Origin of the sequence: Brevibacillus brevis (genome assembly GCF_001039275.2) — a bacterium.
GTDB classification, from domain to species: Bacteria; Bacillota; Bacilli; order Brevibacillales; family Brevibacillaceae; genus Brevibacillus; species Brevibacillus brevis_C.
Window position 1 is genome coordinate 3,068,744 of record NZ_CP030117.1, and the last position, 12,841, is coordinate 3,081,584.

The 12,841-nt window shown below is 43.5% G+C and carries 10 protein-coding genes; 7 read left to right on the top strand and 3 right to left on the bottom strand.

Annotated features, from left to right (window positions below; translation table 11 throughout):
- The first annotated feature begins 21 nt into the window (after positions 1-21).
- Positions 22-1,041 carry a serine hydrolase domain-containing protein gene (locus tag AB432_RS15210; RefSeq protein WP_048032993.1) on the top strand — a complete coding sequence of 340 codons (1,020 nt, stop codon included), beginning with the start codon at positions 22-24 and terminating at the stop codon, positions 1,039-1,041.
- A gap of 82 nt (positions 1,042-1,123) precedes the next feature.
- On the opposite strand, the gene AB432_RS15215 is transcribed toward AB432_RS15210, so the two are convergent.
- Positions 1,124-1,861: a MerR family transcriptional regulator gene (locus AB432_RS15215; protein ID WP_048032994.1), complete on the bottom strand. Its 738-nt coding sequence runs from the start codon at positions 1,859-1,861 to the stop codon at positions 1,124-1,126.
- A gap of 133 nt (positions 1,862-1,994) precedes the next feature.
- Between AB432_RS15215 and AB432_RS15220 the strand changes: the two genes are divergently transcribed.
- Positions 1,995-3,014, top strand: a complete 1,020-nt coding sequence (locus AB432_RS15220) for a phosphotransferase enzyme family protein (protein WP_048032995.1) — start codon at positions 1,995-1,997, stop codon at positions 3,012-3,014.
- Positions 3,015-3,053: 39 nt separating this feature from the next.
- Here the strand turns inward: AB432_RS15220 and AB432_RS15225 are convergent, their stop codons facing one another.
- Both AB432_RS15225 and AB432_RS15230 read right to left on the bottom strand, forming a co-directional pair.
- Complete coding sequence (locus tag AB432_RS15225) at positions 3,054-4,235, bottom strand: GNAT family N-acetyltransferase (RefSeq protein WP_327377900.1); 1,182 nt, start codon at positions 4,233-4,235, stop codon at positions 3,054-3,056.
- A 261-nt stretch (positions 4,236-4,496) separates the two neighbouring features.
- Positions 4,497-6,632, bottom strand: coding sequence for a helix-turn-helix domain-containing protein (locus tag AB432_RS15230; RefSeq protein ID WP_048032997.1), 2,136 nt, complete (start codon positions 6,630-6,632; stop codon positions 4,497-4,499).
- Positions 6,633-6,755: 123 nt separating this feature from the next.
- Here AB432_RS15230 and AB432_RS15235 point away from each other — a divergent pair, with 123 nt between their 5' ends.
- The 5 genes from AB432_RS15235 (at position 6,756) to AB432_RS15250 (ending at position 12,796) form a co-directional block, all read left to right on the top strand.
- On the top strand, positions 6,756-8,207 hold the full coding sequence (locus AB432_RS15235; protein WP_235617703.1) for an aldehyde dehydrogenase family protein: 1,452 nt from the start codon (positions 6,756-6,758) through the stop codon (positions 8,205-8,207).
- A 26-nt stretch (positions 8,208-8,233) separates the two neighbouring features.
- Positions 8,234-9,124 (top strand): NAD(P)-dependent oxidoreductase, encoded by an 891-nt coding sequence (locus tag AB432_RS15240; protein ID WP_048032999.1) that lies wholly within the window; start codon positions 8,234-8,236, stop codon positions 9,122-9,124.
- 336 nt (positions 9,125-9,460) lie between these two features.
- Positions 9,461-9,565 carry a class III lanthipeptide gene (locus AB432_RS31510; protein ID WP_201265926.1) on the top strand — a complete coding sequence of 35 codons (105 nt, stop codon included), beginning with the start codon at positions 9,461-9,463 and terminating at the stop codon, positions 9,563-9,565.
- 141 nt (positions 9,566-9,706) lie between these two features.
- A complete protein-coding gene (gene lanKC / locus AB432_RS15245) occupies positions 9,707-12,328 on the top strand; it encodes a class III lanthionine synthetase LanKC (RefSeq protein WP_048033000.1) in 2,622 nt (873 codons plus the stop codon).
- 159 nt (positions 12,329-12,487) lie between these two features.
- On the top strand, positions 12,488-12,796 hold the full coding sequence (locus AB432_RS15250) for a thioredoxin family protein (protein WP_048033001.1): 309 nt from the start codon (positions 12,488-12,490) through the stop codon (positions 12,794-12,796).
- Positions 12,797-12,841: the final 45 nt, after the last annotated feature.

Below are 12,841 nucleotides of genomic sequence, written 5' to 3' on the forward strand. Positions count from 1 at the left end.
CTTGTTGAGGAGAGAATGATCATGCAAAGAAGCAATTGGCCCACGACAGAATGGCAAGCAGTAGACCCGGCCCTCTTGAACATAGACGCTGAAAAACTAGCAGAGCTAGATCCTATCATAAAATCCGCGTACAGCAACATAAACGGGATCATGATTGTGAGAAATGGATATATCGCCCATGAAAGCTACTATCATGGCTATGGACCGAAAGATAGGCACCATGTAGCGTCTGTAACGAAAAGTATTCTATCTGCTCTCATTGGTATTGCCATAGAGAAACGGTTTATCAAAAATGTCGACCAAAAGGTGCTGGAATTTTTTCCTGACTATGCACCCGATCATACTGATACGCAAAAACAAGCAATCACCATCCGCCATCTTCTCACGATGACAGCCCCCTATGCTTTTGAGGACTGGCACGAACCACTGGACAAAATGTGTATGCAATCCGATTGGGTAACATATACCCTGGATATGCTCGGTCAAAAGGGAGAGATTGGAGCGTTTAAGTATTCGACCGCTGGCGCGCACCTGCTTTCTGCCGTCCTTACACGCAGCACAGGAAAAAGTGCCCGAGAATTCGCAAACGAATGCTTGTTTGCACCCATCGGCATGGAAGAACTCCCTGATTATGAGATGAAGGCATTTGCGTTTGAAGATTTATTCGGGAAAGATGTGAGAGGATGGGTGAAAGATCCAAACAACAATTCCACAGGAGGGTGGGGGCTTACCTTAACTCCTCGTGACATGGCACGTTTTGGTTGGCTCTATCTGAATCGTGGCTGTTGGAACAATCATCAGATCATGCCAGAGGCTTGGATAGATGAATCGACAGCGATGAATCCCAATCAATACGGGTATCTATGGTGGTTTCGTGAAGAGGACGGTGTTTTTGCATACGTTGCACTGGGCGATGGCGGTAATGTTATCTGTTGCATCCCAGAAAAAAACCTCGTCGTAGCCATTGCATCGGAATTCATGCCGAATCCTCGTGATCGATGGACGCTAATCAAGGAGCATATTATCAGGGCGGTATTCTAAGGCAGCAGATAGGAATCGAAACAAGGAACCGGGGAGTTGCAGCTCACCCGGTTTAAGTGTTAAACGATCGTTTACCTACACTTTACTTGGATGCGTAATTTTCGGCAGCAATGCAAATGTAGTAGCTTAATCCCGTTTGCTGTTCTTCCAACATAGTGCGGTGGAACTCATCTGACAGGAAAAACCTTGACTGCTCGGCAAAAGCTCTCGCATCAATCGGATGGTCTTTTTGTAAAAAAGCAAGGTGGTTTTCGATCGCAGAAACTACTGCTTCATCGTCGACTCTTTTGTTGTTTTTCAACGCCGCTGCCATAGACGTCATGAAAGCAGTCGCTTCAGTAGCTTTTTCATTCATGGAAGCCACGTCCAGATTCTCTGTATCCAATTGAAAATCGTACGCTTCCAGCAAATGCTCATTTTGTTGAATGAATGCCTGTTTCCATTCTTCCTCGTTCAATCCATCAAACATGTTCTCAGTGGACATATTTCCTCTCTTCCTTTCGTGTCGAATCGTTTCTTCTAAAGTAAGCAAGATGCGCTCCAATCGAAGCTGGCGTGCCTTTAACATCGCTTGCTGCTCACCTAAACAACGAAGTCTGTCTGGTTCGTGATCGAGTGCAGCTTTAACGCTGTCCAACGGAAAATCAAGCTCACGATAAAACAAGATTTGTTGTAACCGCTTGAGTTCATTCTCACCATAATATCTGTATCCATTTTCTGTAACGACTTTGGGCATCAGCAAGCCAATCTTTTGATAATGATACAGTGTTTTGATTGTGGTACCAGACAGTTTGGCTACCTCGTTAACGGTATACAACATGGCGATTCACCTCCTGAAGTTGAGTTTGCAGTCTGACCTTAGGTTGGAGTCAAGCGAAAAAAAGGAAAGAGGAGTATGGCGGAAATCAAACGAATGTAAGCATATGATCCATATAGTGGATAGGGGGATTCGCATGACGAGGTTATTTCAGTTGGAGTCTGAAGATGACATCGAGAAGGTAGTGGCCCAGTCGCAGCAAATCGCACAAAGGGCGATGCACGAATACGACTTGGATGGGGAACGGCTTCGTTTCAATCAACTATCCGATACTTGCACGTTTGTGATCGAAACAGAGAAGGATGGTACCTATTTACTCCGCATACATGGAAACAAGAACAGAAATGAAATTGATTCCGAGCTTGCTTGGCTCAGCTATTTGCATGAAAAAATAGAGATAGCGATTCCAACGGGAATTGAGTGCCGCAATGGTTCCAAGACAGTGAGCATCGATCTTGCGAATGGTGACTGTGTATTCGTATCCGTCATGCGTTGGGTCGCAGGGGAGCATGCAGATGAAGAGCTTTCGGAAGACCAAGTTTACAAAGAGGGCGTCCTGTTAGCAAAGCTGCATACCGTATCTCAGGATTTCCAATTTCCCCCTGAATTTACACGTCCGATCTGGGGAGAGGATAGCTTCAAGGAGGCCATGGCTAGATTGACGGAGCATTACCAACGGTTTCTGACAGACGAAGAATTCGAGCTATATGAATTGGCGGCGGATAAAATACTCACTTGTCTCGCCAAATTGGACAAGAATAGCAGCCACTATGGAATCATTCACGGCGATCTGCACCAAGGCAACATCGTGTTTCACAACGGAGATCCTCATCCGATTGATTTTGGAAGATGTGGGTTTGGTCACTATCTTTATGATATCGCCCATACCATTTTGGGTTTATATCCTGCACAAAGAGAGCTAGTCATAAAAGGCTACGAGAGTTTTCGGAAACTAGACGGGGACTGGCTTCCTTCACTAGAGAGCTTCGCGGTGATGGTCATGATTGAAAATTATAGCCACCATGCTCCTGACCCCAGAGAAACTGAGGGGCTAAAAGAAGAACAGCCCTATGCAATACCAATGATCAAAAACTACTTGAACGGCAAGCCATTTCTTTTTCATTCAAAGGCAGAGAACGAGAGGGAAAATGGATGAGCTCAGCAAAAAGCCGCCGATAAACGGCGGCCGTTTCCATTATCGTACGGATTCAGCAAGAACACGAGCGATCTGCTCGCTGTCCGGTTCTCTGTACACATAATCATGATAATGCGGGTGGTGAATGCTTACCCAGCCGTACTCGATAGCCTTTTTGTAGTAATGCCTAGCACGGTCCTCTTCACCACTGAGATAGAACATGCAAGCAGCATTCCAATACAAGGCCGGATCGCCATCCCAATCCCAGCCTTTATCAAGTGCTTGGGCATAACTCCATCCGGAACGGGGGTAGTCTTTTTCCACGCCATATTTCAGGTCGCCTCGCATATAGTGGTTGCCGTTGACAAGGAAATTGTTTAAAGGAAGGTTCCATCCGAACAGAACCGGGAAATCCGCGAGCAACTCGAAACCGACAGACAAGGCTGTTCGCTGTGAACCTATATTATTTGACCAGCACTGCCATCCCACTTTTTTGATTCCGCGTTGTTTGGCGAGTGAGAGAGCACCCAATGCTGTCTTTCGAGCCCATCCGTTACCTCGATAATCCTCATCGGTTTCAATACCCAATTCACATTCGTCTTCTACTACCCAATCCGTCATGCACCAACTAATAATGGTAGGCCCCTCATCGGTATCTTGAATTGCGGCACAACCGAAGCCTTTGTCTTCATAGGCTTCAATGGATGGCCAGTTCTCTGCTATTTCATCAAGAACATCCTCAATACCTATCCATTCTTTACACTTCAAAAAGGTGCTGTCTATCGGGACAATATGATTGTCAACAGGAGGGAACAGATCCTGTAAATGGTGAGTAAAGATCATTCGTCCACTTCGCATGGGAAATAGATCTTTCATCACGATATCGAGAATGTCATCCCACTTCTCATCCGTAGGATAAAACAGGACGTAGTCAAGCTGTTCATCAGCAGCAAGCTGCGGTAAAATCTCCTCTTTTAGCAATGCATTTACTTCTACAAAGAAGAGCGGATTATCAACACTGCCTCCTAGAAAAATACCTTGGGGGCTTGTCAACAAGGCTGATCTCGCGTCATTTGACAGGAATATTCTACCGGGAATCACACCTGCAATAACGCCTTTGACGGATACATGATGCTTCAACGCTTCAAACAGATCGGTCGCGCTATGGAAGCTATCAGTTGTGAGTTCCGTTCCTTGAACCATTTTTTGAGCAAACATTTCGTTCATTTCCTCCCATAGCATATGAGAGAAGGGATGAAATTATCGTTTGGAACCTCTCATATGCTTTTCCATTTGTTTTTGCGAATCCAAAACATCATCACTCCTTTACCTAGAGTAGGGCGCGAATCTCTGGGGTGTTTGTTGTCTGTTGCCCTCATGTTCATTATGGATGAGTATCCAAATATTACAAGGGAAATTTCATTATTTACATAATTTCATTATGGTAAACAAAAGGTAGCCCAAGACTTTTTTCTGTCCAATGCTACCCCTGCCTTTTTCGATTCATCCTTCCTGGCGCAAATGACAAGCGAGCTGTAATTTCAGCAAGTCTTCCGGATTGCGCAAATCGATATGAAGAAGCTCCTCGACTTTGCGCAATCTCTGATACAACGTATTGACGTGAATGTGCAGCTCCTTGGCGGTGAGTTGAGGGGATTGACTGTATTTCATATAGGTCATGATCGTCTGTTCCCATTCCTGATATTTTTCCGGGTCTTGCCAGAATGGCGCAAACACATCTTGAATGAATGCATCAATATCGGCCTGACTCTGGTTCAGCATGAGGCGATTGACGCCCAGGTCTTTGTAGTGCACCACACCATAACGGCTGCGGTTGGTCAAGTAGTGAGCGGCTTTCTTGGCTTCTTCGTAGCTTTTGCTGATTTGCTCAATCCCGCTTGCCATACTTCCAACACCAATCGATAACGATGCTTCCTTGCCAAGTTCCCACTCATAGGACGCCTGTTGTAGCCTCTCCCGGATGTCCTTGCCATCTCGGGACCCGAGAGATCGGATAAGAAGCGTGACATGGTTATGGAATCCGTAGACAAACATCTGAGTTTTACTGAACTCCCATTTCCAACGGGTAATGAGCCGATGAATGTTTGCTTCTAGCAAAGCCAGATCGTGGCACTGCGTCAGATGGGCATAAACTACGTAGTATTTTGCTTGCGGCTGTAACCCCATCGAACGGGCGCGGTCAACCAGTTCATTGCCTTTGCTTGCAATCAGTTCTTGAAAAAGATCGTGTGCTCGCTTGTACAGCACGGAGCTGATCGATTGCTTTTTCACCAAATCGAGTATGAGCACAGCACGCCCTTGCTCGACCGTCATTCGTGCAAGATCAGATAGCCCGCATTCATCTAAGGGAATCATGAGACATCCGAGAAAGATGCTCCCATTGATTAGTGGATACAAACAAAACAGTTGATCGTCACCAGTAGCGGGAGAGAACAGGCTGACGGAAACAGGCTGTCTTCTTTTGTTCAGCAATGAATACAGTTCATCCCAGCTAAAAAATAAAACACTCTTTTCCGGATACATTTTCTGCTCAAGCCAATCGGCAAAATAGATGGAATGGCCTGTCATTTTGCTGAGGGTCTTTACGATTGTTTCTGCCCCTTTATTTTGCAGGGACAACTGCTTGATCGATTCATGGATCTGGTTGCGCTGTATCAAATCATCATGCTTAGCTTGCAGTTGGGCACTCATGGCAGCCATATGTTCATACGCTCGCTTGACTTCTGCATAGAGTTCGGCATTTTGCAGGGCAATGGAAGTTTGGTCTGCGAAGCCTTGGAGGAGGTCGAGGTCGTACTCCGTAAACACATTTTCCTGATAAAACTGATGCAGAACCAGCACGCCGATACGCTTTTCTTCACGTGATATTGGAACGCATAGCAATCCATTCAAGTCTCGCAATGTTTTTGCGTGGTTCAGGGAGTGAAAGTTGTCAGCGGAGATGTCCTTCATCGCGTAGGTTGTTTCTTGACTGGTTTTGTACATGCGCGGGATACCGTCTTCAAACACTTTGCCCGCGATGGATTCGCCCACCCGCATTTTGAGATCCTTGAACACCGTATCATGAAAACCGACGGTCGCTTTCGGGATCAATCGGTCGATAGTGGGATCATACAAGTGCAAAAGACCTGCATCAGCTGCCGGGATAACAGCCAGTGCGTTACCAATGATGCCACGGATGATTTGGTGAACGTCGAGGGTTGCAGATATGGAGCGAATCCCTTCAAAGAGCTTCTTGCTTTCCTCCGCTTTGGCAGTCATTTTTTCTTCTGCCAACAACAGGTGAATCCCGAACCACAGTAGTTCCCGTTGGTCAGAGGTAAGGATGACTGATTGGTTTGCTTTATGTGCAAGGCAAATAACAGCTTGTCCTTCCTTTTCGTAGAAAAAACGGTACATCTGTTGGGAGGGAAGAGACTCATATGTATAACGCATGTGGCTAGCATCGCCGTCACAGCGAGGTACTGTCGTAGGGGGAATATTTGTGGCAGCGGTTTCATGGAAAGAGGAAAAAATAAGCCGAAAATGTCGATCACGCGAAAATTGGAACCAGATCGAAAATGGCTGATCACCAAACCATTCGTGCAGCTTTTGAAGCAGGAGCGAAAATGAATTCATCCACGTGTCCTCCATGTAGAGAAATACACATTTATAGTTGGAAATAAGTGTCTGTATATACATTGTATTCATAATTTTTGCTATATACAATACTCCTATAAGATACGGAAGGTGGGAGACGATTTGACAGCAACCTACAATAATTACATCGATGGCGCTTGGGTGACGAGCCATACTGGGCAAGTTTTCCCTAGTACGAACCCTGCCAATACGAATGAGGTTCTCGGTTATTTTCAAAAATCGGACGGGCTGGATGCGCGTTCTGCCATTGAAGCTGCTGCCAATGCTTTTGGTGAATGGTCGCAAAAATCGGCTCCCTCACGCGGAGAATTCTTGTTCTCCCTCATTCACTTATTGGAAAAACACAAAGAAGACCTCGCAGAAACGATTACCCGCGAAGTCGGAAAAACTTTGCGGGAAGCGAGAGGCGAGGTCACCAAGACAATCACTTCCATGAAGCAGTTGACTGGGGAAGCCACTCGCCTGACAGGTCAAACGGTGCCTTCCTTTGATGAACGAGTAATTGGTTACACGGTGCGAGAGCCAATCGGGGTTTTCGCGATTATTGCGCCTTGGAATTTTCCATTGGGGATTGGCTTGTGGAAGATTGTCCCAGCTATCCTCGCAGGCAATACGGTTGTGTTCAAGCCAGCAAGCAACACCTCCTTGATTAGCGTAAAGCTGGTAGAGCTCCTGATTGAGAGCGGCGTACCGGGTGGTGTAGTGAATTTGGTAACAGGACCGGGTGCGGTAATTGGTGATGAATTGGCGAATCATCCACTGGTCAAAGGCATTTCCTTTACCGGTTCTTCTGAAGTAGGACTTGCCTTGGGGAGAGCAGTTGGAGCCAGAGGGGGCAAAATTCAGGCGGAGATGGGTGGGAAAAATCCGGCGATCATTCTCGCGGACGCTGATATTGACCTCGCTATCGATTCCATCGTACTAAGTGGATTCTTCGATAATGGGCAACGTTGTACGGGGACCAGTCGCGTATTGGTCGTTCCCGAAGTAGCCGAACAAGTAAAAGCAAAACTGATCGAGCGAGCGAAGAGCTTGAAAGTCGGAAATGGTTTTGATCCAGAGAATCATAACGGTCCAGTAGTGGACGAGCATCAGCTTAATTTGTATCTCCATTATGTACAAAAGGGGATCGAAGAAGGTGGCGTACTGGAATGTGGGGGTAAGCGCCTGGTAGAAGGTGATCTCGCCCAGGGCTACTTCGTCGCACCGACGGTATTTACCGGCATTACACAGGAGATGACGATTGCCAACGAAGAAATTTTTGGCCCTGTGATCGCTGTGATCGATGTGGATTCTTTCGAACATGCTATGCAAGTGGCTAACCAGGTGGAATTTGGTTTATCCTCCACGATTTTTACGAACGATTTGCAAAAAGCTTTCCAATTTGTCAAAGGCATTCAGTCAGGTGTCACGCATGTCAATATGCCGTCGACTCATTTTGAATCACAGTTTCCGTTTGGTGGCAAAAAGATATCGGGATTGGGGCCGAGAGAGCAAGGGGAGTCAGCGCTCGATTTTTACGTCGAGACAAAAACCGTTTATATTCGACCATAAGTATAGGGAAAGCAGGAGGAGCGAAGATGGAAGCGATTGGTGTAATCGGCATTGGTGCAATGGGTAAAGGGATGGTCTGTAATCTATTGCAAAAAGGCTACCACGTGTATGCCTATGATCCAAGTCCGGCAGCAAAAGCCTGGGCGAAGGAAAAAGGAGCGATAGTCGTCGAGTCTCCACGGGCAGTGGGTAGCGTAGCACGTGTCGTTTTCACTTCGCTTCCAGGTCCTGCGATTGTTGAGGAAGTCATGCTGGGTACGGACGGACTTTTCTTATCATTAGGGGCGGGCAGTTTCGTGTTTGATACAAGTACGATCGATCCTGCTACAGCAAAACGTCTGAATCAGCACGGCGTAGAAAAAGGGATCTACTACTACGATTGTCCGGTGAGTGGAGGACCTGCGGGTTCTGCTGCTGGAACGTTGACCATTATGGTCGGCGGTGATGAGGCCAAGCTTCCAGAAATCATGGACTATCTCAGGGCAATTGGAAAGGAAATTTTTTATCTGGGGGAATCCGGCGCCGCACAAGTTGCGAAGCTTTGTCACAACTCAGTCGTTGCCGTCATCACAGCAGCGTTGGGCGAGGCGTTCAGTGTCGGGGCAAAAGCAGGTGTTGATCCACACAAGCTGGCAGCAGTCATGGACAAAGGCTCTGCCCACAATCGTGTGCTCTCTGTTTTTGGGCCTAACATCTTGTATGGTACGTATGAAAATACAGTCTTTTCCTTGGATCATATGCACAAAGATTTGCAGCTCTATGCGCAAACCGCACGTGAACAGCAAGTGCCTGTTCTCGTTGGAGGAACGGTTGCGCAAATGTATGAGGCAGCGAAAGCACAAGGCAAGGGTAGCTGGGATTCGAGTGCGGTCTGTACCGTGACAGAGGAGTTGGCTCATACAACGATTGCGCGTTAAGCGTTGAGGTTGAAAGAGAAAGTAGACTACATCAACTATTTCTTGTAGTCTACTTTTTTTCGTAGGCTTCTCTTCCCCAAATAAAAGATGAAAAACTCAGTAGAGGTGACTCTCCAAGAATCTGGTATCATCAGCTATTTGGGAAATTTACTGAATATATCGCAGATTTCGAATTCATTTGACAATAATATCCACTTATTGTTAAAATATGTAATATGGATTCGATTTAAAGGTGGTTAGAATTTTAGTTCGCGATGAAGAGCGGAGCATTAATATAGTACAAGCTTTATAATAGTCACGACATTTCATCTAAATTTTGGAAGGAGGTGAATGATAATGAATCAAGTACTGAATTTACAAAAACTTCCTCAAAACGAGGCAAGTGAAGCAGCTGCTAGGTGGTCATTGTATAGTAACATTTGCCATTGGCCATGGGGGTAATGGTTGTTAAGTGCTTCTTCAGAGAAGACCTAGTTGAAGGGTAACTTCAACTAGGTCCTTTTGATTGAGACGAATAAATAAGATGTAGCTTACAAATGATTGGGAGAGGTACATAAATCATTTATGAGAGGAGCGTATATCATGAAGGCAAACATGGTTTATTATGATTATTTAAATGAAAACTCGAAATATTTCACTCCTAACAAATCAAGCGTTACTGAGAGAGAATTTAATGTGACAAATTTATCAGATGATTGTGTAGTGAGCAAGGAAGAAAATTCCGTATGGAAAATGTACATGTTTAAAGAACAATCCTTGCAAGCTCAAGGCTGGAAAATCCATATTAGTGCAACACTTGATAATGCCGAACAGATTTTACAGAAAGTCAGTAATATATTGGTTGAACGTAAAGTCCATTTCAAACATCTTGCAAGCGAATGGGATTATCTTACTACAAACTCAAAGACCGCAAATAGAGCAAGTTCGGGAAAGTTTATTACGATCTATCCTCCTAGTGACGATGATTTTTTAAATTTATTAGATCTACTATATACCACTCTTCATTCTTTTGAGAGTGGTCCATACATTCTGAGTGACAAATGTTGGAAAAACAGCAATGTTTACTATAGGTATGGCGGATTTGCAATGATATTCAACGAACAAGGCGAATTGTGCATGAAAGATGAAAATGGTGAATTGCTTGTAGACGAAAGGGTTCCTTACTATAAAGTACCTTCTTTTGTTAAAGAATTTGATCAGTATTTAGATTCTTTAAACACCACATCTATTGAGGCTGAAGTAGAAAATAATAAATTTGAAGAATACGAATTTCAAAGTGCACTTCGCTTTACGAATGGTGGAGGAATCTATGTGACAGAAAGGAAGAAAGATAAAAAGAAAGTCATTATTAAAGAAGCAAGGCCAAAATCAGGATTGGATGGTCAAAAAGTTGATGCATTAGAAAGACAAAAAATGGAACTTGATGCGTTATCAAAGCTATCGAAAGTAGATGGAATTGTAAATATACTAGATTACTTTACACATTGGAAACATAGTTTTCTTGTGGAAGAGTATGTGGATGGAATTGACTTAGAATCCTGGATTGTAGCGAACTACCCTTTTATTAATAATGGTGATATCAAAGTCTACAAGAACAAAATACATAATATTCTTACTAAATTGGTGTCTATTGTTGAAGAAATGCATAAAAATGGTGTAGGAATGGGAGATTTACAACCAGCAAATATCATCATATCCGAAGATTTAGACGTTACTCTGATTGACTTTGAAACAGCACGACCTAAGGATTTGGAAGGAAAGCCTACACTGATAACATGCGGATTCTCCCATCCACGTAATAAAAATAACGGAGAGAGGGACTGGTATGCAATAAAGAAAATTCTGCGATATTGTTTATTGCCAATTGGACCAATCGAGGATATTGATTCCGGTATGTATGCTTATCAAGATCAATGGATTGAAAAAGTTTATGGAGAGGATTTTCTACTATTTGTAGAAATGATAACGGAAAAATGTAATCAGCATTTATCGTTTATAGGAGAAGAGAATAGGTTGCAGGCCATTTATAAAAATGCGATGAAAAAGGATATTCCCTCCATTATAGAAGGTCTCAGAAATGGTATTGAGAAAAATTTTGTTCGTAGCGAAAAATTAATTCATGGCGATATCAGGCAATTTGAAAGCAAAGCTGGGAAATACAATGTACAAAATGGGGGCACTGGAGCTGCACTAGCATTTTTTAGATCTGGTACTGTGAGTGAGATTATAAGCCATTGGATTGAAAATGAATTAATGAGAAATATCGATTCTATTGAACAAGGTGGATTATTAACAGGGAAAGTAGGCATAGGGACAACATTATATGAAATCGGTTATAAAAAAGAAGCAATAAACATCTTTGCAAACATGAATCTTAATTCGTCTGATATATCATTAAGGTCAGGATTGTCAGGAATAGGTCTTGGTTTAGTTAGTCTTTATTTAGAAGAACAAGATGAACGTTTTCTAGAAAAAGCAATATTTGTCGCTAGTATCATTGATACTTTTATGAGCGAGAAGAAAGAGTTAAAAGTTCAGGATTGGGCCGGGATTCCAATCGGTATAATGGATGGTTGGTCTGGAGTCTCGTTGTTTTACTCGGCTTTGTATGCAGTCACCAAAAAGGAAAGTTATTACCTAAAATCTATTGAATGCATTGATAAAGATTTAGAAAAAACAAAAGAAGACAAAAGCACATTGCAAACGATTGATGACTCCAATCGTTTATTACCTTACCTTTCAGGGGGATCGGTAGGTATAGGAATAGCAATCGTTTACCTAAATCATGTTAGTGATAAAAAACGTTACCAAAGAGAATTGAGCTTAATTACGAATTTATATCGTGTTAGATGTAGCTTTAGTGGGGGGCTTTACGATGGCGCTGGAAGCTTTTTGATGATACCGCCTCTACTAGGAAAAAGTGATTCTGAGTACACAAACAAAAAAGATTGTGTAATAGAATTGTTACGTTTATTTTTAATTCCTAAGGAAAATCATATTTTATTTCCAGGGCAGTTTTGTTATCGTTTGTCTGATGACTTTCAAACAGGGAGCTCTGGTATTATACTAGCTTTAGAGGGGATATTGAAAGATAACCCATTATATTGGCTTCCATTAATAAATATCGATGACTTTTATAAAAATACAAAATATAGACAAGATGAAGTATGTGTAAATGCCGCCCCAACTACAATCAAGCAATGAGTCGTAGAGTAGTGGTTAGCTTTGTTCTATAATTGTATAAGAGTACCAAATGGACAGTGCTACCTTATGGTTGGTTGCTGTCGTTTTTTTGTTTGCGAAAGAGAAAAAGGTTGTTTAGATCCTGCATCATGTCCAATGTGCAGAAAGGAGAGATACGACTTGCAAGAACTAACCTCAACAGAACTGATCCAATACCTGCAAGAAAAAGAATCGGTCGCTCTTTTTGTCTATACACCGATGTGTGGGACCTGCAAGCTAGCAGCACGCATGCTCGGCATCATGCAAGAAACATGGCCTACCGTTCCTCTGTATCAGATCAACATTAATACGGCGCCTGCATTGGCAGAACAATGGCAAGTGACCAGCGTTCCCGCCTTGCTTATTTTTCACAGAAATGAATTGTTGGAATGCCATTATGCCATCCAGTCCGTTGGATTTTTATACGATGTATTGAAACCTCTGGCCTAGACATACACCTAATTCCTTCGCCTTGAATATGACAGAGAGAGAAGA